Source organism: Rhodococcus sp. UNC23MFCrub1.1, assembly GCF_000686025.1.
Classification (GTDB): Bacteria; Actinomycetota; Actinomycetes; order Mycobacteriales; family Mycobacteriaceae; genus Rhodococcoides.
Genome location: NZ_JMLQ01000009.1, coordinates 149548 through 174111 on the forward strand (window position 1 = coordinate 149548; position 24564 = coordinate 174111).

General features: G+C 68.9%; 27 protein-coding genes. 12 read left to right on the forward strand and 15 right to left on the reverse strand.

The features are described 5' to 3' along the window. Positions 1–5: 5 nt before the first annotated feature. The gene (locus tag BR07_RS25565) at positions 6–1019 is read right to left on the reverse strand and encodes a DUF3152 domain-containing protein (RefSeq protein WP_051613603.1); all 1014 of its coding nucleotides are present in this window, start codon (positions 1017–1019) and stop codon (positions 6–8) included. Positions 1020–1168: 149 nt separating this feature from the next. On the opposite strand from BR07_RS25565, the gene BR07_RS0119410 reads away from it, so the two are divergent. After that, positions 1169–1819: a TetR/AcrR family transcriptional regulator gene (locus BR07_RS0119410; protein ID WP_027506843.1), complete on the forward strand. Its 651-nt coding sequence runs from the start codon at positions 1169–1171 to the stop codon at positions 1817–1819. An 83-nt stretch (positions 1820–1902) separates the two neighbouring features. On the opposite strand, the gene BR07_RS0119415 is transcribed toward BR07_RS0119410, so the two are convergent. Both BR07_RS0119415 and BR07_RS0119420 read right to left on the reverse strand, forming a co-directional pair. After that, a complete protein-coding gene (locus BR07_RS0119415) occupies positions 1903–2136 on the reverse strand; it encodes a DUF3107 domain-containing protein (protein ID WP_027506844.1) in 234 nt (77 codons plus the stop codon). A gap of 109 nt (positions 2137–2245) precedes the next feature. Next, positions 2246–2977, reverse strand: a complete 732-nt coding sequence (locus BR07_RS0119420) for a ferritin-like fold-containing protein (RefSeq protein WP_051613614.1) — start codon at positions 2975–2977, stop codon at positions 2246–2248. Between the two features lie 320 nt (positions 2978–3297). On the opposite strand from BR07_RS0119420, the gene BR07_RS25570 reads away from it, so the two are divergent. Continuing rightward, positions 3298–4968: a DEAD/DEAH box helicase gene (locus BR07_RS25570; RefSeq protein ID WP_037186721.1), complete on the forward strand. Its 1671-nt coding sequence runs from the start codon at positions 3298–3300 to the stop codon at positions 4966–4968. Positions 4969–4984: 16 nt separating this feature from the next. Next, positions 4985–6217: an Rv3212 family protein gene (locus BR07_RS0119430; RefSeq protein WP_027506846.1), complete on the forward strand. Its 1233-nt coding sequence runs from the start codon at positions 4985–4987 to the stop codon at positions 6215–6217. Between the two features lie 3 nt (positions 6218–6220). On the opposite strand, the gene BR07_RS0119435 is transcribed toward BR07_RS0119430, so the two are convergent. Continuing rightward, positions 6221–7015 (reverse strand): ParA family protein, encoded by a 795-nt coding sequence (locus BR07_RS0119435; protein ID WP_027506847.1) that lies wholly within the window; start codon positions 7013–7015, stop codon positions 6221–6223. A gap of 96 nt (positions 7016–7111) precedes the next feature. Next, complete coding sequence (locus BR07_RS0119440) at positions 7112–8683, reverse strand: DHA2 family efflux MFS transporter permease subunit (RefSeq protein ID WP_081821425.1); 1572 nt, start codon at positions 8681–8683, stop codon at positions 7112–7114. A 172-nt stretch (positions 8684–8855) separates the two neighbouring features. Here BR07_RS0119440 and BR07_RS0119445 point away from each other — a divergent pair, with 172 nt between their 5' ends. Continuing rightward, positions 8856–9515, forward strand: a complete 660-nt coding sequence (locus tag BR07_RS0119445) for an acid phosphatase (RefSeq protein ID WP_081821426.1) — start codon at positions 8856–8858, stop codon at positions 9513–9515. Between the two features lie 27 nt (positions 9516–9542). On the opposite strand, the gene BR07_RS0119450 is transcribed toward BR07_RS0119445, so the two are convergent. Continuing rightward, entirely contained in the window at positions 9543–9965 is a 423-nt protein-coding gene (locus BR07_RS0119450; protein WP_027506850.1) for a hypothetical protein, read from the reverse strand. 87 nt (positions 9966–10052) lie between these two features. On the opposite strand from BR07_RS0119450, the gene BR07_RS0119455 reads away from it, so the two are divergent. After that, a complete protein-coding gene (locus BR07_RS0119455) occupies positions 10053–11018 on the forward strand; it encodes a diacylglycerol/lipid kinase family protein (protein WP_027506851.1) in 966 nt (321 codons plus the stop codon). 259 nt (positions 11019–11277) lie between these two features. After that, positions 11278–11532 carry a WhiB family transcriptional regulator gene (locus BR07_RS0119460; protein WP_027506852.1) on the forward strand — a complete coding sequence of 85 codons (255 nt, stop codon included), beginning with the start codon at positions 11278–11280 and terminating at the stop codon, positions 11530–11532. Between the two features lie 75 nt (positions 11533–11607). Here the strand turns inward: BR07_RS0119460 and BR07_RS0119465 are convergent, their stop codons facing one another. Both BR07_RS0119465 and BR07_RS0119470 read right to left on the reverse strand, forming a co-directional pair. Beyond that, entirely contained in the window at positions 11608–13122 is a 1515-nt protein-coding gene (locus BR07_RS0119465; RefSeq protein WP_027506853.1) for a sensor histidine kinase, read from the reverse strand. A 52-nt stretch (positions 13123–13174) separates the two neighbouring features. After that, positions 13175–13390: a biotin/lipoyl-binding carrier protein gene (locus BR07_RS0119470; protein WP_027506854.1), complete on the reverse strand. Its 216-nt coding sequence runs from the start codon at positions 13388–13390 to the stop codon at positions 13175–13177. 139 nt (positions 13391–13529) lie between these two features. Here BR07_RS0119470 and BR07_RS27910 point away from each other — a divergent pair, with 139 nt between their 5' ends. Beyond that, on the forward strand, positions 13530–13604 hold the full coding sequence (locus BR07_RS27910; RefSeq protein WP_110293457.1) for a 50S ribosomal protein bL37: 75 nt from the start codon (positions 13530–13532) through the stop codon (positions 13602–13604). A gap of 64 nt (positions 13605–13668) precedes the next feature. Here the strand turns inward: BR07_RS27910 and rsrA are convergent, their stop codons facing one another. Both rsrA and BR07_RS25575 read right to left on the reverse strand, forming a co-directional pair. Beyond that, positions 13669–13941 (reverse strand): mycothiol system anti-sigma-R factor, encoded by a 273-nt coding sequence (gene rsrA / locus BR07_RS0119475; RefSeq protein WP_027506855.1) that lies wholly within the window; start codon positions 13939–13941, stop codon positions 13669–13671. Beyond that, entirely contained in the window at positions 13938–14564 is a 627-nt protein-coding gene (locus tag BR07_RS25575; protein WP_037186858.1) for a sigma-70 family RNA polymerase sigma factor, read from the reverse strand. Before BR07_RS25575 ends, rsrA begins: the two co-directional genes overlap by 4 nt. A gap of 288 nt (positions 14565–14852) precedes the next feature. Here BR07_RS25575 and BR07_RS27815 point away from each other — a divergent pair, with 288 nt between their 5' ends. Genes BR07_RS27815 through rsgA form a run of 4 tightly spaced genes read left to right on the forward strand, consistent with a single transcriptional unit; the run spans position 14853 to position 17793 of the window. Next, positions 14853–14981 carry a hypothetical protein gene (locus tag BR07_RS27815; RefSeq protein ID WP_261781656.1) on the forward strand — a complete coding sequence of 43 codons (129 nt, stop codon included), beginning with the start codon at positions 14853–14855 and terminating at the stop codon, positions 14979–14981. A 27-nt stretch (positions 14982–15008) separates the two neighbouring features. Continuing rightward, on the forward strand, positions 15009–15518 hold the full coding sequence (locus BR07_RS0119490; protein WP_027506856.1) for an aminoacyl-tRNA deacylase: 510 nt from the start codon (positions 15009–15011) through the stop codon (positions 15516–15518). Between the two features lie 2 nt (positions 15519–15520). Then, positions 15521–16807: a 3-phosphoshikimate 1-carboxyvinyltransferase gene (gene aroA, locus BR07_RS0119495; RefSeq protein ID WP_037186860.1), complete on the forward strand. Its 1287-nt coding sequence runs from the start codon at positions 15521–15523 to the stop codon at positions 16805–16807. An 8-nt stretch (positions 16808–16815) separates the two neighbouring features. Continuing rightward, positions 16816–17793, forward strand: coding sequence for a ribosome small subunit-dependent GTPase A (gene rsgA / locus BR07_RS0119500; protein WP_155957112.1), 978 nt, complete (start codon positions 16816–16818; stop codon positions 17791–17793). A gap of 19 nt (positions 17794–17812) precedes the next feature. Here the strand turns inward: rsgA and BR07_RS0119505 are convergent, their stop codons facing one another. From BR07_RS0119505 to BR07_RS0119525, 5 genes are all read right to left on the reverse strand, one after another. Further along, complete coding sequence (locus BR07_RS0119505; RefSeq protein ID WP_027506859.1) at positions 17813–19063, reverse strand: fatty acid desaturase family protein; 1251 nt, start codon at positions 19061–19063, stop codon at positions 17813–17815. A 79-nt stretch (positions 19064–19142) separates the two neighbouring features. Next, positions 19143–20408 carry a fatty acid desaturase family protein gene (locus BR07_RS0119510; RefSeq protein WP_027506860.1) on the reverse strand — a complete coding sequence of 422 codons (1266 nt, stop codon included), beginning with the start codon at positions 20406–20408 and terminating at the stop codon, positions 19143–19145. A gap of 143 nt (positions 20409–20551) precedes the next feature. Continuing rightward, positions 20552–21667, reverse strand: coding sequence for a ferredoxin reductase (locus BR07_RS0119515; protein WP_027506861.1), 1116 nt, complete (start codon positions 21665–21667; stop codon positions 20552–20554). A 100-nt stretch (positions 21668–21767) separates the two neighbouring features. Further along, complete coding sequence (locus BR07_RS0119520) at positions 21768–22307, reverse strand: DUF6912 family protein (protein WP_027506862.1); 540 nt, start codon at positions 22305–22307, stop codon at positions 21768–21770. 24 nt (positions 22308–22331) lie between these two features. Further along, positions 22332–23756, reverse strand: coding sequence for a WS/DGAT/MGAT family O-acyltransferase (locus tag BR07_RS0119525; RefSeq protein WP_027506863.1), 1425 nt, complete (start codon positions 23754–23756; stop codon positions 22332–22334). A gap of 253 nt (positions 23757–24009) precedes the next feature. On the opposite strand from BR07_RS0119525, the gene BR07_RS25580 reads away from it, so the two are divergent. Further along, positions 24010–24561, forward strand: coding sequence for an Rv3235 family protein (locus tag BR07_RS25580; RefSeq protein WP_051613604.1), 552 nt, complete (start codon positions 24010–24012; stop codon positions 24559–24561). Positions 24562–24564 lie beyond the last annotated feature (3 nt).

Consider the following 24564-nt stretch of genomic DNA (forward strand, 5'->3'; position numbering starts at 1 on the left):
CCCGGTCAGGCCCTGGGGTACGGCCAGGGGTTGAAGCGACAGGTCTTGCCGTCCATCGGCACCACGCCCGCAGGATCGAGTACCGCGATGTCGTCGTTCGCCGTGCCGAAGGTCTGCTGCATCATGATCGGGGCCAGGCCACCGTCGGTCTCGCAGGGCTGGTGCGCCTGGTACCCGATCGCGTGGCCCACCTCGTGGTTGATCTGGTACTGCCGATACGACCCGATGTCGCCCTGGAACGCCACGGCGCCGCGCACCCAGCGCGGCTCGTTGAGCACCACCCTGCCGATACCGGGGTTGTAGCAGGACACCTCGAGCTGGATGTCGTACCCACACGCGTCGCGGATGGTCATCTGCGACGTCAGCGAGACCCGGAAGTCCGGATCACCGGTGTCGACGCGGCGGAACGCGAAACGCTGATCGTTCGTCCAGCTCTTGGGATTGGCGAGAGTCTGGTCGACGAGGCGACCGAACGACTCGTCGCCTCCGAAGCCCGTCGTGTCCACACCGTCCTCGATCTCGACGGTGTAGGTGAACGTGCGTTCGGTGCCCTGGCCCACCTGGTCGGTGACTCCCGGCACCACGCGCCACGTGCCTGCGCCCTGCACCGCGAACTGACCGCCGTCGGGCAGCTGACCGCTGGACACCGTCTCGGCGAAGTTCCCGTCGGCCTGCGGCGGGACACCGATGATGCCGGTGTCGTCGGTCGTGTTGCTCAGCGCGGGGAATCCGGGTGCCGAGTCCGTCGTGGACGCGGTTCCGGGATCGCGTATCGCGTCGACGACAACGAGTACCGTCACGACCGCGAGGATCGGGATCGCGTAGGCGCGCCAACCGTAGGTCGACGTGAACCGCCCCAGCCGGCTCTGCTTCCGGGCGCTGCGCTCCGGCCGTGCGGCGCGTGTGCGTCCGGGATCGACCGCGGTGGGATCCCACTGGGCGCGCAGAGGCTGATGCGAGCGTCGCGCACGGTCGTCACGCGTCGCAGGCTCTCTCTGCGGTTGCCGTCGGTCACTCACCGATCCAGGTTCTCACACGCGTCTGCGGCCTTCGGTCGGCGCGCCGGGGTATCGTCGTCACGATCCGGAAGAACTTTCATGCCGCGTAGTTCCGATGTCTGAGTGATCCTCGTCCACCGGTGTCGCGGCGGATGGGACACACGAAACACATGACAGACGTCGCCGACCGAAGCTCCTCCGTGGGCGGGACCGGGAGTGGCCGGCGCAGTGCTCGACTGCCCCGTGATGCACGCCGCGCCCAACTCCTCGCCGCTGCCGGGGAGATCTTCGTCGCCCGCGGGTACCACGCCGCGGGGATGGACGAGATCGCGGAATGCGCGGGCGTCAGCAAACCTGTTCTGTACCAGCACTTCCCCGGCAAGCTCGACCTCTACGTCGCGGTGCTGCAGAACTACGTCGACAGCCTCATCTCGGGTCTGCGCCAGGCGCTGCGGTCGACGACGGACAACCACAAGCGCGTCCGGGCCGCCGTGCTCGCGTTCTACGACTTCGTCGACAACGACAGCCAAGGATTCCGCCTGGTGTTCGAGTCGGACCTCATGGGCGATCCTCAGGTGCAGAGCCGCGTCGATCAGGCCACCGAGGCCTGCGTCGACGCCGTGTTCGACCTCGTCAGCCACGACTCCGGACTCGACCCGCACCGTGCCCGCATCCTCGCCGTCGGCCTCGTGGGCGCGAGCCAGTTCACCGCCCGCTACTGGCTCGAGGCGGATCGTCCCATCACCAAGGAGGAAGCGGTGGACACCACCGTCACCCTCGCCTGGGGTGGTCTCTCGCACGTCCCCCTGCAGTCCCAGTAGGCGACGCACCCCGGTCCCACGAACCACGACGGCCCCGCACCAGCAGGTGCGGGGCCGTTCCTCGTGCGCGGTGGGCGCGTCGGTCAGGCGGTGCCGGACGACGCGAAACCGACCCGACGACTGTCGGACGGACCGATCTCCACGTACGCGAGCTTGCCCGCGGGCACCAGGAACTTGCGGCCCTTCTCGTCCACCAACGACAGCACACCCTCGCCGCCGAAGGCCTTCGAGACCAGGGTCTCCACCTCGTCGGGCGTCTGCGCGCTGTTGATGACCAATTCCCGTGGGCTGTCCGAAATTCCGATCTTGACCTCCACGGCCGACCTCCGAAACGTTGTCGCGAACCTGCTGTCCACTTCAGGTTAGAGCAGCACCGGCCGCCGGTGAGTGCGTGACGCACACGCCCACAGCGAACACCGACACGAGTCAGACGAGGCCGAGAATCGCCATCCGCTCGGAATGCCGGACCTGCATGCGGTCGAACAGCGCCACGATGCCGTTGAAATCGCCCGACGCCGTCATGACCAGTTCGGTCAGCTCCTCGCGCTGCGCCAGGACGAACTGCGCCTGGGTGATGGCCTCCCCGAGCAGGCGGCGTCCCCAGAGCATCAACCGGTCCTTGTCCGCGGCACTCGCCGCGACACGCGCCACCACCTCGGTGACGACGAACTCCGAGTGGCCCGTCTCGGCGAGCACCTCGCGCACGGTGGCGGCGATGTCGTCCGGGAGGCTGTGCGCGATCTCGCGGTAGAAATCGGCGGCGAGGCCGTCTGCGACGTAGGTCTTGACGAGCACCTCCATCCACGTCGAGGGCAGCGTCGAGGCATGGTAGGCGTCGAGAGCGGCGGCGAAAGGCTCGGTGACCGACAGGACGTCGCGCCCGCGCTCCGCGAGGGCCGCCTCGAGCACCTCGAAGTGGTTCATCTCGGCGGCCGCCATGCTCGCCATGGCGATGCGGTCGCCGAGCGTCGGGGCCATCCGAGCGTCGTCGACCAACCGGTAGAACGCCGAGATCTCGCCGTACGCGAGAACGCCCAGGAGACTGATGATTCCGGGGTGATCACCCGGCACGGTTCCCCCGGTCGCAAGGCCCTCGTCGGACCCGGACGGGACGTTCGGAGTGGACCCGCCGTGCTGTGGATCCGAATCTGTTCGCATGGCTGCCGAGACTACCGTCGACACGGCTCGCGCGAGCGGAACCGCGGCGTCGGGTGCCGACCAGGTAGAATACGTCGCGAGCACGCTCCACCGGTGCCGGCAGCAGGGACCGAGACGGTCCGCACGCCGGCCCGACGCACCGTGGTCACCTCTGTCGGAGGTGATCGCGGCGAGCACCGGGAGCCGTGCTCACGACATTGTGCGCGCACCTGATTCGTGTCTGCCGCCGATCGTGTCGCCGCATCTGCGGCCGACCCCGATCGCGCCTGTCGACGAATCGAGGGTTTCGACACCGGCCGCGGAGCGGCCTGGCCCTCGTCGTGCGTGCGAGGCGAGAGACGAGAAAGGCCGAAACACTGAGCAAGATCACTGTGGACCACGAGACCGACGACGTGGCGGAGACCACCGTCTCGGCCACCCTGGACACCACCCACACTCCCCCGACCTTCGCCGAGCTGGGCGTTCACCCCGAGATCGTCCGTGGGTTGACCGACATCGGCATCGAGCGCACGTTCGCGATCCAGGAACTCACGCTTCCCCTGGCACTCGCGGGCGACGACCTCATCGGCCAGGCCCGCACCGGCATGGGCAAGACGTTCGGCTTCGGCGTCCCGCTGCTGCACCGTCTCGCCACCGGTCCGGCCGACGGCTCGGGCACCACGGTCCTGGACGGCACCCCGCGTGCGCTGATCATCGTTCCCACGCGCGAGCTGTGCGTCCAGGTCACCTCCGACCTGGAGAACGCGTCGAAGCACCTGCACTCGGCCAACGGTCGCGTGAAGGTCATGTCGATCTACGGCGGACGGCCCTACGAGGCTCAGATCGAGACCCTGCGGACCGGCGTCGACGTCGTCGTCGGCACCCCCGGACGACTTCTCGACCTGGCCAAACAGGGCCACCTCGTCCTGGGCAAGGTCGGCGTCCTGGTGCTCGACGAGGCCGACGAGATGCTGGACCTGGGCTTCCTCCCCGACATCGAGCGCCTCATGAGCATGGTGCCGGAGAAGCGTCAGACCATGCTGTTCTCGGCGACCATGCCCGGGCCGATCATCACGCTCGCCCGCACGTTCCTCACTCGGCCGACGCACATCCGCGCCGAGGAGGCCGAGTCCTCCGCGATCCACGAGCGCACTGCCCAGCACGTCTACCGGGCACACGCACTGGACAAGGCGGAGATGGTCGCGCGGGTGCTGCAGGCCGAGGGCCGCGGCGCCACGATGATCTTCACGCGCACCAAACGCACTGCCCAGAAGGTCGCCGACGATCTGGCCGAGCGCGGATTCTCCGTCGGCGCCGTCCACGGTGATCTCGGGCAGGTCGCCCGCGAGAAGTCGCTCGCGGCGTTCCGCTCCGGCAAGATCGACGTGCTCGTCGCCACCGACGTCGCGGCGCGCGGTATCGACATCGACGACGTCACCCACGTCATCAACTATCAGTGCCCCGAGGACGAGAAGACGTACGTCCACCGCATCGGACGTACGGGTCGTGCGGGCCGCACCGGTATCGCCGTCACGCTGGTCGACTGGGACGACATCCCCCGCTGGCAGCTGATCGACAAGGCCCTGGGCCTCGACATCCCCGACCCGGTGGAGACGTACTCCAGCTCCGAGCACCTGTACGCGGAACTGAACATCCCGCACGGCACCACGGGCAGCATCGCGAAGCGGCGCGCCGAGACTCCCGCCGCCGAGAAGACGGACACCCGCTCGAGCCGGAGCGAGAACTCCGACCAGGCGTCGGACGGCGAGGCCACCACCACGTCGCGCCGGAGCCGGTCACGTCGCCGCACTCGCGGCGGGGGCCACGCCGACGCTGCCGCCACCGCGGACAGTTCGGCCACGACAGGTCCCGCCGAGGCGTCCGGTGACGGATCCACGTCGGACAAGCCCCGTCGTCGCCGTCGACGCCGGTCGTCCGCCGGGTCCGCGGCGCACGCCGGTGAGAACGGCGCGTCGGCGGAGGCCTCGTCGTCCGCCGGTACGTCCGACTGACCGTCACGTACCTGACGTGCTCGCTCCCGAACGGCGCACCCGCGTCGACGTGATCGCCGCTGTGGTGATCGTCGTGGTCGTCCTGGTGGGCGCCTCGGTGATCTGGTTCCGCAGCGACGCTCGCGGCACCACGTCCGTGGTCGCCGACGTGCCTCTCACCGCCCCGGCGTCGGCATTGTCGGTGCCCGAGTCGTTCTCGGAGATCTGGCGCGCCGACGACACCGGAACCGGGGCACCGACCACCGTCGGCGGAGCCGTCGTCGTCTCCACCGACGACGCGGTGACCGGACTCGATCCCGCCACCGGCTCGCCGTCCTGGTCCTACACGCGTGACCGGGCCCTCTGCTCGGTCGTGGGGGCGTGGGACGCGGCGGTGGCGGTGTTCCGGGACGGCCGGGGATGCGGCCAGGTCACCGAGCTCGACGGGTCCACCGGAGCGCGCGAGGACCAGCGCACCAACGACGCCGACGACCCGGTCCGGTTGTCGTTCGACGGCACGTACGTGACCGAACTCGGCGCCACGCGCCTCGAGCTCTGGCGCTCCGACCTCGTGCGCACCCTCGAGTACGGGCGTGTCGACGCCCCGGTCAACCCGCGCAGCCAACCCCGCACCGGATGCGACCTCGTGTCGAGCGCGTCCGCGAGCACCCGCCTCGCCGTGCTGGAACGGTGTCCCGGTGAGGAAGGCCTGCGCCTGACGTCGATGAACCCCGCACCGAAGGACAACACGGTGCCCGACGTGTACGGCTCGACCATCCTGGCCGACGTCCCCGCGGACGCAGCGGCAGCACGCGTCCTCGCGGTGGTCGGGGATCGCCTCGCGGTCTACCTCCCCCCGGCCGGGAGCGAGGTCGCCCGGGTGGCACTCTTCGACGGGTCCGCCAACTTCGTCTCCGCGCAGGCCGTGACCGCCGACGTCACCACACCGTCCGCCGACGCCCTCGCATCCGACATCGTGCGTACCGGTTCCGTCGTCTCCTGGTGGACGGGCGCCGACACCGTCGGCTTCACGCAGTCCGATCTGTCACAGCGCTGGGTTCTCGCCGGAACCCTCGGCGCGGGTGCTGTGATGGCCGGTCAGCTCCTCGTCCCGGTTCCCGGCGGTATCGCGGTGGTGGATCCGGAGAACGGCGTCGCCTCCCGCACGATCGCGGTGGACCGCGGCGAGTACACCGGACCGGTCGCACTGTCCGTCCTCGGCACCAGCGTGTTCGAGCGCCGCGGTGCCGAGACCGTCGCCCTGGGCTGAGCCTCAGGCGTCGGCGTCGTACGTGGCCAGGGGTGCGCCGTCGGTCCAATGCGCGGCCAGGTTGTCGGCAAGGTCGCGGTACGCCTGAGCGCCCTTGTTCTTGCGTCCCGCGATCACCGAGGTGCCGGACGCCGACGCTTCCGCGAACCGCACGGTGCGCGGGATCGGCGGCGCGAGCACCGGGATGTCGTACCGACCGGACACGTCCGCGAGGACGTCACGGCTGTGCGTGGTGCGGGCGTCGTACAGGGTCGCGAGGGCGCCCAGGAGTGTCAGATCGGGGTTGGTGATCTGCTGGACCTCACTGACGGTGCGCAGCAGCTGACCCACACCGCGGTGAGCGAGCGTCTCGCACTGCAGCGGGATCAGCACGCTCGTCGCGGCCGTCAGCCCGTTCAGGGTGAGCACGCCCAGTGAGGGCGGGCAGTCCAGCACGATGACGTCGTAGTTCTCGAGGAGGGGCGCGAGGGCGCGTTTGAGGGTGTACTCGCGGCCCGGACGCATGAGCAACAGCGCCTCGGCGCCGGCCAGGTCGATGGTCGCCGGGAGCAGGTCCACACCCTCGTCCGTGCCGAGCACGGCGTCGCCCACGGGAACCCCGGCGGTGAGGACCTCGTGGATCGAGGTCTCCAGCTTGTCGGGGTTGTGCCCCAGCGAGAAGGTCAGACTTCCCTGCGGGTCGAGGTCCACCACGAGTACTCGTCGGCCCAGAGCGACGAGCGCCGCTCCCAGCGATGCCACGGTGGTCGTCTTGGCGACGCCACCCTTCTGGTTGGCCACTGCCAGGATCGTCGTCACAGCACGATCTTGGCATCACTCGGTGTGTCGAGCGACGTTCGGCCCGGCGTGGCGTGATGCCGCACCGGGCCGAACGGGGTGGAACGGAGGCCGAGCTCAGTGCAGCATCGCACCGCGCGCGACGGCGTCACCCTGGTCTGCACGCTGAAACTTCTTGCGCGGCAACAGAAGTGCGGGCACGAAGGTGAACGCGACGATGATCGTGGCCACCAGGAAGGTGCCGCCGAACGCGTCGGCTGCCTGCGCCAGTCCGGCCTGCACGGCATTCGGCCCGATCTGCTCGGCGATCGCCGGGTCACGCTGTGCCGCGATGGCGGGTCCCGCAGCCGCCCGGTCGAGCAGCTGGTTGGTGAGCACCACCGAGATCACGGCCGTACCGATCGACCCGGCCGACTGCTGGATGATGTTCATCAGCGACGAACCGCGGGCGACGGACGCGTCGTCCAACGTCTGGAGCGCGGCGGTCATGATCGGCATCATCGTCGCGCCGAGTCCCAACCCCATGACGAACAGGGCGCCGAGCAGGACGACGTACGAGGTCGAGGATCCCACCTGCGTGAAGACGGCCATGCCCAGCGTCACGAACACCATGCCGGTGATCACGATCTTGCCCGGCCCGATCTTGTCGGCGAGCTGTCCGGCAATGGGCATCGACACCATCGCCCCGAGTCCCTGCGGGGCGAGCAGCAGGCCGGCCATGAGCGTGGTCTCCCCGCGGACCTGCAGGAAGTAGCTCGGGAAGATCAGGCCCGCGCCGAAGAACGCGATGGCGAACAGGCTCATCGCGATCACCGCGACGGACAGGTGACGGTTGGCGAACAGCCGCAGGTCGATCAGCGGGTGCTCGGTCCGCAGGGCGTGGCGCACGAACGCCGCGACCAGGACGAGCCCCACGACGGCGGAGACCAGTACGCGAGCCGACATCACCGTTCCGGTCTCGGGGATCGAGGAGACGCCGAACAGGAAGAGCGCGAGGCCCGGCGACAGCAGCAGCATGCCGACGAAGTCGAAGGACTGCGAGGGCTCGGGTGCGTCCTTCGGGAGGATGACCCACGCGGCCACCAGCGCCACGGCGCCGATGGGCACGTTGATCAGGAAGATCCAGTGCCAGCTCGCCGCGTCGATGAGCCACCCGCCGAGGATCGGGCCCGCGATCGGACCGAGCAGCATCGGTACGCCCAGGACGGCCATGACACGACCGATGCGCTCGGGACCGGCGGCGCGGGTCAGGATCGTCATGCCGAGCGGCATGAGCATGCCGCCGCCGAAGCCCTGCAGGACGCGGAACACGATCAGCGACGTGATGTCCCACGCGACGCTGCACAGCATGGATCCGGCGACGAACAGGATCAGCGCAAGGATGTAGAGGCGTTTGGTACCGAACCGGTCCGCGGCCCAGCCGGTCAGCGGGATGACGGTCGCGAGAGCGAGGGTGTAGCCGGTCATGGTCCAGGCGACGTTGGCGTAGGACGTCTGGAACTCGAAGGCGAAGGTCGGCAGCGCCACGCTCACGACGGTCACGTCGAGGATCGACATGATGGCGCCGATGACGATGACGGCGGCGATCTTGAGGACGGCCGCGTCCAGCCCCTGACCGGTGTCGACACCACCCTGCCCGGGGGTGTTCGGGGACCCCTGCGCGCCCTTCTCGGTGCTCTGATCGGTCATGCGGAGTCTCCTGGCTGATCTGTATCCGCCGGCATCGAGGCCGGGTGTCGCGTGATCGGACCAAGGAAGTAAACACCCCACCGGCGGCGATCACCAGCGGATTTCACGAGACCTCCGTCACCGGGACGACCTCCGTCATCGACGCGGCGCGACCCGGGAGCATGATCGAGCCATGGCAGACCCCGACCCCCGTGACCCGGCACCTGCATCGTCCGGAGGGTCCGGGACGTCGCCGCGGCGCTCCGACGCCAGACTGGTGTTGATCCGTCACGGTCAGACGGAGTGGGCGGCGAGCGGTCGACACACCGGACGGACGGACATCGCTCTCACCGCCGACGGGGAGGACCAGGCCCGCGCCGCCGGGGACCGCATCGCGGCGCTCGGGCTCGAACGTCCCCTGGTGGTCAGCAGCCCCCGATCGCGGGCGCTGCGGACGGCGGAGCTGGCCGGACTCACCGTCGATCGGGTGTGGGACGCGCTGGTCGAGTGGGACTACGGCGACTACGAGGGCCTGACCACTCCGCAGATCCGGGAGACCGCGCCGCACTGGACCGTCTGGACGCATCCGTCACCGTCCGGCGAGACCATCGACGCCGTGTCCGCACGGGCCGATCTCGTCCTGTCCGTCGTCGTTCCCACCCTCGCCGAGCGCGACGTCGTGCTCGTCGGGCACGGCCACTTCTCCAGGTCGGTCATCGCGCGGTGGGTCGAGCAACCGGTGACAGAGGGAAAGCGCTTCGCGCTGGCGCCCGCCGGCTTCACCGTGCTGGGGTACGAGCACGAGTACCGGCAGATCCACACCCACAACGTGGATCCTCGCCTCGGTTCCTGAGCTGCCCGGCGTCGGTCGGAGAGCCGCTCAGGCGTCGTCGGTCTCGACGTAGTCGTCGGCGAGCCACCTCGTGGCGGGGCCGCTGAACAGACAGACCAGGACGCCGATGACGACGATGCCGAGCAACGAGCCCAGCACGGGCCGCCCGGAATCGGTGAGGAGCGACCAGACCACCGGGAGCAACAACAGCTGCGCGACGATCGCGATGGCGCGGCCCCAGCGGTGCCCGAGGATCAGGGCGATGCCACCGGTGAGCACGGCGCCCCCGAGTGCGGCGAACCAGATCGCGGTGCCGAAACCGTTGATGACGCTCTCGTCGGCGCCGGCGGCGCCGCGGATCACCAGGACGAGTGCCACCACGACCGCCGTGGCGCCCTGCACGGACACCAACAGGCCCGCGGCGCGCACCGGTGCCGGAACACCGGAATCGGGCAGCTTCGGACGCACCAGGCCACCCTAGAGCACACGCGCGAGGTGGCCGACGGTCACGCGCCGGTGGTCGTGAGCCGCCGCCGCTCGCGTCTACTCTGAGTGATCGTGCGAGCCATCCTCATCGTCAACCCGAACGCCACGTCCACCACGGCTGCCGGCCGAGACCTGGTGGCGCATGCGCTCGCGAGCAGGGTGTCGCTCAGAGTGCTCCACACCACGCACCGTGGACACGCGAGCGAACTCGCGACCGAGGCCCGCCGGGCCGGTATCGATCTGGTGATCGTGCACGGCGGCGACGGAACGGTGAACGAGGTGGTGAACGGACTTCTCGGTGTTCCTGCCCCGACCTCCATGCAGTCGGTCACCGTGGGACCCGTGCCGCTGCTGGCGGTCGTCCCGGGCGGATCCGCCAACGTGTTCGCTCGCTCGCTGGGCATCGCGCGGGACCCGGTCGAGGCCACCAACCAGCTCATCGATCTGCTGGAGTCGGGAACGAGCAGGCGTATCGGCCTGGGGCACTGCGACAAGACATGGTTCCTGTTCAACGCCGGCCTCGGATGGGACGCGGACGTGTGCGACGCGATCGATCGAGGCCGCAAGGGCGGCGAGGCGGTCACGCCCTCGCGCTACGTCCGGACCGCGGTCACCACGTTCTTCCGCCGCAAGCGTCGCGACCCGCACCTCACCGTGGAGACCGACACCGGCGAGGCCGTGACGGGCGTTCACTTCGCGTTCGTGACCAACTCCGATCCGTGGACGTTTCTCGACGCACGTCCGGTCCGAACGAACCCCGGCACCTCGTTCGACAGCGGACTCGGCATATTCGCAATGCGATCCACGAAGGTGTTCACGACGTTGCGAGTGGTCGTGCAAATGCTGTCCGGAACGTCCGGTCCGCATTCACGGGCGCTTCTCCGAGAGGACGACGTGAAATGGATTCGCGTGCGTTCGGTGGAACCGACCGGCCTGCAGGTCGACGGCGACTACCTGGGAGAACGCACCGAGGTCGAATTCGCGTCCGCACCGGACGCCCTCGCCGTCGTGGCGCCTTTACCTGGCGATACCCCGTAGGCCAAGCTACTGTGTTTCACATCTCCCGATCCGGGTACCAGACGTCGGGTGTGAAACCAAATCGGGTCCAGTGAGCTTGGCCACCCGCACCGCGTCATCTCTTGACTTCTGCTTGGTTCGTGAAAGCATTCACAAGTAACAGTGCGGAAACATTGGTTGCCGCGCTCGCGAACTGCAGGACAACAAGCCCACGATCCGGACGTGAGTCCAGGATCAGTTATTCGACAGCGCCGTCGTGCGCTCAGTGAGGAGTAAGAGGATGGATTGGCGCCACAAGGCTATCTGTCGCGACGAGGACCCGGAACTGTTCTTCCCGGTGGGAAACAGCGGCCCGGCACTCGCACAGATCGCTGATGCCAAGGTCGTGTGCAACCGGTGCCCCGTCACCGCGGACTGCCTGTCCTGGGCTCTCGAGTCCGGTCAGGACGCGGGCGTCTGGGGCGGCATGAGCGAGGACGAGCGTCGCGCGCTGAAGCGTCGTAACGCGCGTACCCGCGCACGCTCGGCGGTCTGACACAGCTCGCAAGACGCACGCAGGCCCGGCACCGCATGGTGCCGGGCCTTTTGTGTGTCCGACGGGGCAGCCGTATCAGCCGCGTGGTTCTCGGCGTCCGAGCGGGACGCGGAGCTCGGCAGCGGTGCCCCCGTCCGGCCCGGCCGCGACGCTGATGGTGCCGCCCAACTCCACCGTGACGAGTGTCGAGACGATCTGCAGTCCCAGCCGGTCGGACGCCGACGCGTCGAAGTCGTCGGAGACTCCACGGCCGTCGTCGCGCACGGTGACCTCCAGCATGCGGGAGGACCGTCGGGACTCGATGGTCACACGGCCTCGCGCACCCGGATCGAACCCGTGCTCGAGCGAGTTCTGGACCAGCTCGGTGAGCACCATGACCAGCGGGGTCGCCCGTTCGGCCGGGAACACGCCCAGGCTGCCCTCGCGACCGACGGTGACGTCCGCGGACAGCGAGCCGATGTCGACCATGACGGGAACCAGGCGGTCGACCACCTCGTCCAGGTCGACGACCTCGTCCACCGACGTCGACAGCACGTCGTGGACGAGGGCGATGGAGGTGACCCGGCGGACCGACTCGCTCAGCGCGACCTTGGCCTCGTCGTTGTCGGTCCGGCGAGCTTGCAGACGCAGGAGAGCAGCGACGGTCTGCAGGTTGTTCTTGACCCGGTGATGGATCTCGCGGATGGTCGCGTCCTTGCTCAGCAGCGCGCGATCGCGACGCTTCACCTCGGTGACGTCCCGGACCAGCACCAGAGCGCCCACGGACGTGCCGGCCGGGCGCAGCGGAACCGTGCGCAGCAGCACGGTGGCACCGCGAGCGTCCACCTCCATCCGTCGTCCCCCGGCGGACGTGACGGCCGCTCCGATGGTGGCGGCGATCTCCTCCGCGTCGAAGGGATCGGTGACGAGCGACCGGGTCGACGCAGCGAGGTCGTGGCCGGGGAGATCTGCCGTCAACCCCATCCGGTGGTAGGCGGACACCGCGTTGGGGCTCGCGTAGGTGACCATGCCGGCGGTGTCGAGGCGGATGAACCCGTCGCCGACGCGTGGGCTCGAGTTGACGTCCGTCTTCTCGGACGGCGAGGGGAACGACCCCTCCGCGATCATGTCGGAGAGGTGGTGGGCGCAGTCGCGGTACGCGGCCTCCAGCAAGCTCGGCGGTCGGCCGGAGACCGGCGCGGAGTCACGCGTCAGCACGGCGACCACGCGGCCGTCGACGCGCACGGGAACGGCGTCGTGGGGCGGACCCTGATCGTCGGGGAGGCGACCACCGCCGCGCACGATCGACGCCGTGCGCAGGCACTCCGCGACCTGGGGGTGTTCGGTCTCCCCGACCACCGCACCGACCGTGTCCGACGGGATCACCGTGGGGGCCGTCGTCGGACGACACTGCGCGACGCACACCACCGTCGCCGTGTCCGACGACGTCACCGCACGCGATCCGGGATGGTCGACGGGCACCCAGAGCAGCAGGTCCGCGAAGGAGATGTCCGCGAGGATCTGCCACTCCCCCACGACGCGTTGCAGATGATCGACCGCCGTACCCGGCAGGTCGGTGTGCTCGGCGAGCATCTCGGACAGCGTGGACACGACGAATCACCCTGTCCCGGTACGGCGTCGGCTGATCAGAGTGGTGACCGGATCAGGAGATGACGGCGATCAGGTCGCCCTGCTGGATGACGTCGCCCACGGCGACTCCGATGGACGTCACGGTGCCCGCGGACTCGGCGAGCACGGGAATCTCCATCTTCATCGACTCGAGCACCACCACGGCGTCGCCCTCGTTCACGTGATCACCCTCGGCGACGACGATCTGGAACACCGTCGACACCATCTCGGCTCGGACGTCCTCGGCCATCACGGTCCCCCTGTTCCGTTCCGCTCGTCTGCACGCGCGTGTCGACTCGTTCGGTGAACGGACCACGCCGGAGGCACGGCCGCTCGTCGTACAGCCAACCACACGTGAGAAACTGAGTGGAACAGGAAGGAGATCCACCATGGGCAAGCGAGGACGCAAGAAGCGCAGCCGTAAGGGAAATGCAGCCAACCACGGCAAGCGCCCCAACAGCTGATCACGAGCACCACACGACGAAGGGCCGGGACGCACAGCGTCCCGGCCCTTCGTCGTGTAGGCGGTCAGTCCTCGGTGGCGGTGATGGTCACCGACCGCCGGATCTCCAGCGTCAGGCGCTCCCGCAGGCCTTCCGGAGCCCGCTCGCCGCCGCACTTGCGGCCGACCAGAGACTTGATCTTCTCCTCGATGCCGTACTGCGCGAGGCACGAACCGCAACTGTCGAGGTGACGCTGCACGCGCTGCCTGCTGGCCTCGTCGCACTCGTTGTCGAGCAACGTCCACACGTCGGCGATGACGGCCGAGCAGTCCAGGTCCTCGAACTCGTTGCCGCTCATCGTGCTACCTCCTCGGTCGCCGCGGCGGACCGGTTGAATCCACGGTCGCGAGCGACCTCCGCCAGTTCGTTGCGCAGTTGCTTGCGGCCGCGGTGCAACCGCGACATCACGGTGCCGATGGGCGTGCCCATGATCTCGGCGATCTCCTTGTACGGGAAGCCCTCGACGTCGGCGTAGTACACCGCCATGCGGAACTCCTCGGGCAACGCCTGCAGCGCCGCCTTGATGTCGTCGTCGGGCAGGGCGTCCAGCGCCTCGACCTCGGCCGACCGTAGACCGGTGGACGAGTGCTCAGCGGTGGCCGCGAGCTGCCAGTCGGTGATCTCGTCCGTCGGGTACTGCGCCGGCTGACGCTGCTTCTTCCGGTACGAGTTGATGTAGGTGTTGGTCAGGATCCGGTAGAGCCACGCCTTGAGGTTCGTGCCCTCGCGGAAGCTCTTGAACGCCGTGTACGCCTTGACGTACGTCTCCTGGACCAGGTCCTCGGCATCGGACGGGTTCCGCGTCATCCGCAGGGCCGCGCCGTACAGCTGGTCGAGCAGCGGGAGCGCGTCACGCTCGAACCGCGCCGTCAGATCCGCAGCGTTCTCCCGCGAGCGGATGCCGTCCTCTGTCTCGAGGATCGCAGGATCGACGGCGCCCGTCGTGGTGCCGGTCTCGGTCTGTGGCTGATCCGTCACGCTGGCCCCTCTCGTGTGCCCCGCGGCGACCGCCCCGTCCTCCGAGGTGTCGACCTCGGACGTCCGGGAACCGGTGAGCTCACCGTGGTCGTCCGGACTCCACTTTACCGATGGGATCACCACCACATTCGTCAGCGTCGCCGAGAGCCACTCGGCTCCGGAGCGCTCCGGTGCAACGACGTTCACACGCCCTCCTCCGTCGAGCGGCGGCGCACAGTGCGCGCCGTCCTGATGCTGCGTGTAACAGCCGTGGCCGCCGTCGTGTTCCCCCCGCTGCCGGACCGTCTCCGCGAGTACGGCCAGAATGTCGTGTACCAGCAGCCGATCACGACGTTCTCGACGTACTCGCGGGGCGGGTGATCACGGTGGGAAAGGGACCACGACGCCATGGCCGGATCGGCTACTCCCGCGACGACGATGCTGACGCGTCTCGGAATCGAGTTCACCGTCCACACCTACGAGCACGATCGCGGCACCGAGCAGTACGGCGACGAGGCGGTCGACGCACTGTCCGCCGGCCTCGGTGTGTCGGCGGATCGGGTGTTCAAGACCCTGGTCGTGTCGACGGGCTCCTCGTTGGCGGTCGCGGTTCTTCCCGTGCCGGACATGCTCGCCCTGAAGTCCGTCGCCGCCGCCCTCGGGGCGAGCAAGGTGTCGATGGCCGATCCCGCAGCCGTGCGCCGGTCGACGGGATACGTCCTGGGGGGCGTCTCCCCGCTCGGTCAGCGCACGCCCCTGCCCACGGTCGTCGACACGTCGGCACTCGGGCACTCGACCCTCTTCTGCAGCGGTGGTCGGCGCGGCCTGGAGATCGAACTCTCCGCACAGGATCTCGTCCGGGCCACCGCCGCGACCGTCGCGGACATCCGACGCGCGTGCGCCAGTGAGAGACTGTGACCGTGACGTCCTGGATCGCGCCCCTCGCCCCGCAGCCCGTCCGTGCGACCGTCGACCTCCCGGGGTCGAAGTCGATCACCAATCGCGCCCTGATCCTCGCGGCGCTCGCGGACGGACCGTCGACGGTGACCGGCGCTCTGCGCAGCCGTGACACCGATCTGATGATCGATGCGCTGCGCACCCTGGGTGCCGTCGTGGAGTCCCCCGACGACGACGGGACGACGGTGCGGGTCACCCCCGGACCCGGCCGCGGCGGCGACGTGGACTGCGGGCTGGCCGGCACCGTCATGCGCTTCGTTCCCCCCGTCGCCGCGCTGGCCACCGGTCGCTCGCGCTTCGACGGCGACGAGCACGCCCGCTCGCGCCCGCAGCAGACCATTCTCGACGCGCTCCGCGCCCTGGGTGTTCCCGTGAGCGGGGACCGGTTGCCGTTCGTCGTCGACGGCACGGGCCGTGTCCGCGGGGGCACGGTCCGACTGGACGCGTCCGGGTCGTCCCAGTTCGTGTCGGGGCTCCTGCTCTCGGCGGCGCGGTTCGACGAGGGCCTCGTCGTCGAGCACGTCGGTCCCCCGGTGCCGTCGATGCCTCACATCGACATGACGGTGGAGATGCTGCGCGAGAGCGGGATCGAGGTGGAGACTCCCGAGGACTCCGGCATTCCGAACCGGTGGCGGGTGCATCCCGGCGCCGTGGCTCCGGTCGACCGTGTCGTGGAACCGGACCTGTCCAACGCGACCCCGTTTCTCGCCGCGGCGGCCGTCACGGGCGGTGAGGTGACCGTGCTCCGGTGGCCTGCCCGGACGACGCAGCCCGGTGACGCGTTCCGCGACATCCTCACGTCGATGGGGGCCGAGGTGCTGCTCACTGCCGAGTCGCTCACGGCGCGGGGGCCCGAGAAGCTCGAGGGCGTCGACGTGGACCTGCACGACATCGGCGAGCTGACCCCCACGGTCGCGGCGATGGCGGCCCTGGCCGGGTCACCCTCGCGCCTGCGCGGGATCGCCCATCTGCGCGGGCACGAGACGGATCGGCTCGCCGCACTCACGGCGGAATTCGGTGCTCTCGGCTGCGGTGTCGAGGAGACCGAGGACGGCCTGATCATCGAGCCGGCGCCGCTGCACGGCGGACCCTGGCGGGCGTACGCCGACCATCGCATGGCCACGGCGGGCGCCGTGATCGGTCTGGTCGTCCCGAGCGTCGAGGTCGACGACATCGACTCCACCGCCAAGACGCTGCCGGGGTTCGCGACCCTCTGGAGCGCCATGCTGGCCGGAGGTGGTGCACGCTGATCCGGCGGGTGTACGACGAGTCGGACGTCCGCGTCCGGCCGGGCAAGGGCACGCGCCCACGAACGAAGACCCGGCCCACCCACGCCGACGCCTCGGACGCGATGGTGGTGTCGGTGGATCGCGGCCGGTGGGGCTGCGTGATCGACAATGATCCAGAGCGCCTCGTGGTCGCCATGCGAGCGCGCGAGCTGGGCCGGACCCCGATCGTCGTCGGTGACGCGGTGGGCATCGTCGGCGACGTCTCGGGACGCGTCGACGCCCTGGCCCGCATCGTCCGCGTGGACGAACGACGAACGGTGCTGCGGCGCACCGCCGACGACACGGATCCGTACGAGCGTGTCGTGGTGGCCAACGCGGACCAGCTGCTGATCGTGGTGGCGTTGGCCGACCCGCCACCCCGCTCGGGCTTCGTCGAGCGCGCGATGGTGGCAGCGTTCGTGGGTGGTCTCCGACCCGTGCTGTGTCTGACGAAGGACGACTTGGCGTCGTCCGACGAGTTCGCCGCCGTCTTCGCCGACCTCGACGTGCCGGTGGTGCTGGTGGGCCGGGACCGTCCGCTGGACGAGCTCCTGGCGATGATCACCGGGAAGTCGTCCGCGCTGATCGGCCACTCGGGGGTGGGCAAGTCGACCCTGGTGAACCGGCTGGTGCCGGAGGCACATCGCGCCGTCGGCATCGTCTCCGGCGTCGGCAAGGGACGGCACACGTCGACTCAGTCGGTGTCGCTGCATCTTCCGGGTGGAGGCTGGGTCATCGACACTCCCGGTATCCGGTCCTTCGGGCTGGCCCACATCTCGCCGGAGGATGTCGTCGCGGCGTTCTCGGACCTCGCCGTCACCATCGAGGACTGCCCGCGCGGCTGCACACACCTCGGGCCGCCGGCCGACCCGGAGTGCGCTCTGGACACCCTGACAGGACAGCAGGCGAACCGCGTCGCCGCGGTTCGCCTGCTGTTGGTGGCCGTGATGTCGAACGACTCCTACTGACGGAGCTCCGACCGATCGATCAGCGCGAGAGCAGCTTTCGCAGTCCCGTGCCGCCCTTACCCTGCTTGATCGCGCTCAGCAGACCGGAACGACGTCCGGTCACCGGGTCGACCGTCGAGGTGACGTTGCCCCCGAACTTGCGCTCGGATGCCGTCTCCGGTGCGTCGTCCGCCGTGGCCTTGAGGTACTTGTCGGGGAGCGACAGCTTCGCGATGGTGCGCCAGGACTTGCCGTACTGGGCGAGGAAAGGCCCTGTGGTGTAAGGGAGGTCGTACTTCTCGCACAGTTCGCGAACCCGCACACTGATCGCGGCGAGCCGGTTGCTCGGCAGATCGGGGAACACGTGGTGCTCGATCTGGTAGCAGAGATTGCCCGACATGAAGGCGAGGGTCGGTCCGGCGTGGAAGTTGGCGCTGCCCAACATCTGTCGGAGGTACCACTGCCCCTGCGTCTCGTCCTGGAGGTCGTGGCGCGTGAACTTCTCCGCACCGTCCGGGAAGTGACCGCAGAAGATGACGGCGTTCGTCCAGATGTTACGGATGACGTTCGCCATGATGTTGGCGGTCAACGTCTTACGGTAGGACGCGGCGGGCGACAGCGACGTGATGGCCGGCGTGATCGCGTAGTCCTTCAGCATCTGGCGGCCGACCTTGTCGCCGACCTCCTTCAGCTTGCGTCGCGTCTCCTCCTTGGGCACACGGCCTTTCACGGCCTTGCCCAGCTCGAGATGCTGTACCGCCACGCCGTACTCGAACAGGAGCATCAGCAGCGTGTTGTACACGAGGTTGCCGGCATTGAACGGGACCCACTTGCGGTCACGCGTGACGCGGATGAGGCCGTAGCCCACGTCGTCGTCCATGCCCAGCACGTTGGTGTACTTGTGATGGATGTAGTTGTGGGTCTGCTTCCAGTGCTCGGACGGACCGGTGTTGTCCCATTCCCACGAGGTGGAATGGATCTCCGGGTCGTTCATCCAGTCCCACTGGCCGTGCATGACGTTGTGGCCGAGCTCCATGTTCTCGACGATCTTCGAGACACCGAGCATCGCGCTACCGGCCCACCACGCGGCGCGGTGGTTGCTGGCGAGCATCGTGGTGCGGCCGAGGGCCTCGAGGGAGCGCTGGAAACGGATGGTGTTGCGGATGTACCGCGCATCCTTCTCGCCGCGCGACTCTTCGATCTCCCGACGCAACGCGTCGAGTTCATGGCCCAGCGCCTCGACGTCGGCCTCGGTGAGGTGGGCATATTCCTTGACGTCGGAAATCGCCATGTGGTCACTCCTCGGCAGGTGGTCGATGCCCGTGTGGGCCTGACCGTGGTTACTCTACCGGAAGTTACGCACCCGTAGGTTACGCCGTCGTATCTGTGACCCGCTTCACTGCCTGACGCGCCTCGAGCCGCGCCTCGTGCAGGGCCGACCGCAGTCCTCGCTTGCGACCGGTGACCGGATCGAACCGCACCCGGTCCACGACCGAGGAGCCGGAGCTCTGGAAACGGCGCTCCGAACTGGTCTCCGGCGCGTCGTCCGACGTGCGACGAAGCAGCTGGTCGGGCAGCGAAAGCTTGAAGATGGTGCGCAGCGCCTTCCAGTACTGGGTCGCCAGGTTGCCGGTGGTGTACGGCAGGTCGTACTTGTCGCACAGGGCGCGCACCCGGACGGCCACCTCGGCGTACCGGTTGCTCGGCAGGTCCGGGAACAGGTGATGCTCGATCTGGTAGCAGAGGTTGCCGCTCATGAACGCCATCGTGGGGCCGGCCGTGAAGTTGGCGCTGCCGAGCATCTGCCGGAGGTACCACTCCTCGTGGGTCTCCGTCTCGAACTGGCCCATCGTGAACTTCTCGGCGCCGTCCGGGAAGTGACCGCAGAAGATCACGGCGTACGCCCACAGGTTCCGCACCACGTTGGCGGTGAGGTTCGCCCCGAGTGCACGACGCCACGCCGGACCCGCGAGCAGCGGGAAGAGCACGAAATCCTTGCCGACCTGCGACGCGACCTTCCGAGCGAACTCCTTGTTCGGCTCCGACAGCAGCTGCGTCGCGGGAACACCGGCCTCGAGCTTCGCCGCGTCCAGGTCGTGCAGAGCGATGCCCCACTCGAACGTCAGTGCCAGCACCAGGTTGCCCAGGGGCTGCACCAGGTTGCGTCGCCGCCACTTCTCGTCGCGGGTCATCCGGAGGATCCCGAAGCCCACGTCGTGGTCCATGCCGACGATGTTGGTGTACGTGTGATGCGAGTAGTTGTGCGCACGCTTCCAGTGCGCGGACGGACCGGTCTGGTCCCACTCCCACGAGGTGGAGTGGATCTCCGGATCGTTCATCCAGTCCCACTGACCGTGAGAGACGTTGTGGCCCAACTCCATGTTCTCGATGATCTTGCTGGCCGCCAGCAGACCTGCGCCCACCAGCGCGGCCGAGCGCCAGCGGGAACCCATGATCGCGAGCCGTCCGCCGACCTCGAGCGCGCGCTGCAAAGCGATGGTGCGGCGGATGTACTCCGCGTCCTTGCGTCCTCGGGTGTCCTCGACGTCCCGACGGATGGCATCGAGTTCACGACCGAGGGACTCGATGTCCTCGTCGGTCAGATGTGCGAACTCCAAGATGTCCGTGATGGCCATGCTGGTCTACTCCCCGGATCGCGGTATGCCGTTCCTCGCACCGATTCGGTATCGGCGGGCAGGCCTTTCCGAGAATAGCGGACGAGCCTGTGCGCAGGGTGTGTGTGCGATCACCCCTGCGGCGCGACCCGGGGCCGACGGAGTCAGAGTTCGAGCGTGCAGTCCCCGGCAGCCGCGGAGATGCACGTCTGGATCCGCTCGCCGTGCGCATGTTCCTTGCCCGAGCGCAGATCTCGGACGTGACCGTCGGTCAGCGGCACCACGCACGTCTGGCAGATACCCATGCGGCAGCCGAAAGGCATTCGCACACCGGCCTTCTCACCGGCCTCCAACAACGTGGTGGCACCGTCCACCGCCACCGTGCGGTCGGAGACGGAGAACGTGACCGTGCCGCCGTCGCTCGGCGCGCCGGTGCGAACGATCTCGAAACGCTCGGTGTGCAGGTTCTCCGAGATGCCTGCCTCCCGCCACACCCTCTCGATGTCGTCGAGCATCGCCGCCGGACCGCACGCCCACGTCTGACGCTCGCGCCAGTCCGGGTAGTGCTCGTCGAGCGAGCCCAGATCGAACTTGCCGTCCGAACGGGTGTGCTGCACGTGGGACACGACCGAGTCGTACTTCGCGTCGAGCGCCGCCAACTCCGAGGCGAACATCACGTCGTCCGCCGTGGGAGCCGAGTGCACGTGCACCACGTCGGGCATGTGGCCGCGCGAGTCGAGACTGCGCAGCATGCCGATCACCGGTGTGATGCCGCTGCCGGCCGTGACGAACAGGATCTTGGCGGGCGGCGGCTCCGGAAGGGCGAAGTTCCCCTTCGGCGCGGCGAGCCGCACGATCGTGCCCGACGGCACACCGCCGACGAGATGCGAGGACAGGAACCCTTCCGGCATCGCCTTGACGGCGATGGAGATCTGCTTGTCCTTCCAGTCGGGCGGCGACGTCAGGGAGTACGACCGCCAGTGCCACCGACCGTCGACGTGGAGGCCGATGCCGATGTACTGCCCCGGCCGGTAGTCGAAGTCGAAGCCCCATCCGGGCTTGATGACGATGGTCGCGGCGTCACCGGTCACCTTCTCGATCCGCACGATGCGGCCGCGCAACTCGCGCGCGGACCACAGCGGATTGGCCAGGTGCAGGTAGTCGTCGGGAATCAACGGCGTGGTGATGCGCGCGAACGCACCGCGCACCACGTTCAGCGACGGGCGCCGCGGGGACGACACACTCGCGGCCGGGGCTTCGAGCCAGTCCTTGATTCCCATGTCACATCTCCTCGGTCGAGCGGCCACCGCGGACGCAGTCGACGACTGCGACGAAACAGGGCGGTGTCGGAGCGGTTCCGGTGTCAGAGCAGTTCCGGTGTCAGAGCAGTTCCAGGAGAAACGGTATCTCCTGCGGTGCGTACCAGGCGAGTTCGTGATCCTCGACGTCGCCCAGCACGAACTCGGCGTCGGGATCCCCCAGGTCGGCCGCGTCCACCGCGGCGACAGCGGCGCTCACGGCGGACTCGGCCGCCGCGAGATCGACGTGGACCGCCGCCACCTCCGTCAGGGAGAGCGGCGCCGGCAGGCGGACCACGGCGTCGTCGAGATCGGGACGCAGGGTCACCGGATCGACGTCGGCGGCGATGACGACGCGGCGGAAGCTCGGAGTGGCGTCGGCGACCTCGTCGGCGTCCCCGTCATCGTCTGAGTCGAGTTCCGGCTCACCGCCGATCAGGCGCAGCGACGCCCGCGCGGCCTCCCGCAGCGCGACGTCGGCCAACTCGTCGTCGTCACCGGAGACGTACGCCTCCCGCAACGTCGGCGTCACGGCGAAGGCCGTCCGACTGATCGGCGAGAACTCACCCTCGTCCACCAGTGTCTGCAACATCCGCATGGTCGCCGGAACGAACACCCTCACCTGCGCCTCATTCCCTCACCGTCGTCAGCGGACGTTCTTGTCGTCGCGCGCCGCGTCGACCAGTTCCTCGAGTGCCTCGTGCAGCAACGTGGTGATCACGTCGATGTCCGGCATCGCTGCCCGGTCCGCGTTCACACCGTAGTAGACGTTGCCGTCGTACGACGTCAGGCCGATGCTGAGCGCCTGATTGCGCACGAGCGGCGGCACCGGATACATCTCGAGCATGCGTGCACCGCCCGCGTAGAGCGGGAACTGGGGGCCGGGGGCGTTGGTGACGATGATGTTGAACATGCGCTGCGACAGGCTCGACCCGACGCGCGCACCCATCGCGTGCAGCGTGGCCGGCGCGAACCCGGACAGCGTGATGAGGGTCGACGCCGTCACACCGCGACTCTGTCCCAGGTGAGCCTCCGTCGCGTGCGACACGTGGGACAACCGCACCACGGCGTTCGGTTCGCCCACGGGCAGATCGATGAGGAAGGACTCGACCTCGTTGGGCGGCACGTCGCCCTCGTCGCCCGTCCCCGTGGCGGCCGCGTGCACCGACAGGGGCACCATCGCGCGCACCGTCGTGTACGGGCCGATGGGCTCACCGCGCGAGAGCAACCAGTTCCGCAGAGCACCGGACACGACCGTGAGCACGACGTCGTTCACCGTCCCCCCGAACTTCGACCGCACCATCCGGTAGTCGTCGAGATCGGTCTTGGCCACCGAGTACCGGCGGTTGCGGGAGATGGTCGTGTTCAGTGGACTCGTCGGTGCCGTCTGCGCCGCGGTGCGGACCACCGCCGCGAACTTGCCTACGGCGCGTACCGCCTCGCCGGCGGCGCGGGTGACGTCACCGACGGCTCCGCGCACCGCCTCCACGCCCTCCCCCGGCCGCGACACCATCTCGGCGAGCGCCCCGGCGACGAGCGCCTTCTCCGACGGTTCCCGCGCGGGCATCCACAGCTCCTCGGCCATCGGAGTCGGAGCCTTGGTGGCGTCCAGGATGACCTGACTGATCTCGAGCGCCTTGTCGCCGTCCACGATCGACGAGTGCGACTTGGTGAAGATCGCGAACCGGTTCCGTGCCAGACCCTCGACCAGGTACATCTCCCACAGCGGACGCGTGCGATCGAGAGGGCGTGAGGTGAGTCGCGCGACCAGGTCGTGCAGCTGTTCGGTGGATCCCGGCTTGGGCAGCGCGGAACGCCGGATGTGGTACGTGATGTCGAAGTCGCGGTCGTCGACCCACACCGGGCGAGCCAGGCCGAAGGCCACCTCGCGCACCTTCTGGCGATAGCGCGGAACGAGAGCGAGCCGGCTCTCGACGAGGGTGAGCAGTTCGTCGTAACTGAAGCCCCCGCGCGGGAGCCGGAAGATGGCGAGCGACCCCACGTGCATGGGAGTCGTACTGGCCTCCAGGAAGTAGAAGGACGCGTCCTGAGTGGTGAGTCTGGTGGCCAACGCGCGAATCCCCTCGGTCGAGTGTGACGGGTCCCAGTCTCGCACGACAGATGAGACCGACCACGCTCACGATCGTCCTCGTGGTCCGCGCCGTGTCGGTTCCCCGTCGTCCTCGTCGGAATTCACCGACCCTGACGGGCTGCGGTGTGACGACGCCCCGCGTCTGCCTCGACGGGCCGGAACCGCGTCCGTGCGTGCGACACTCGCCGCACACCGGCCGTGGCCGCACAGGTACGAGCATGGAGGAGAACGCATGACATCGGAGGTCGTTCACGTGGCGCGGTTGCCGAGATCCGAGCCACCCGAGGTCGGCGCGACTCCCACGCGTGCACGCCCGACGACCCGGTCCGCGGGCCGAGCGCTCTCGTCGCCGCGCCCCGGCCCGCACTCGGGACGATCGACCTCGCGACCGACCCGGCCCGTCGTCGGACCGTCGGAGGCCGACGCGCGCACCGCCGCCGCGGCGCGGCACGTCGCCGATCGCGTCCTGCGTCTGACACTCGAGGTGGTGGACCGCCGCCGACCCGCGGCGTCCCTGCGCGCGGTGCTGTCACCGGCCATGGTCGGAATGGCGACAGCCCTGTCGACGGCGGCCGTGCCGGGCCGAACACTCGGTGTCGCCGTCGTCCGGACCGTGCACGTGCGCGCCGCCGGTCCGGTGCCCGACGGCGCCGGGCACGGCGACGTCGAGGTCTTCGGCACCTACTCGCGTGGTGACCGCGTGTTCGCCGTCGCGGCACGACTGACGGCACGGCGCAACACCACCGGTCCGGCCTGGGTGCTCACGAGCCTGCGCCTGTCCTGAGGC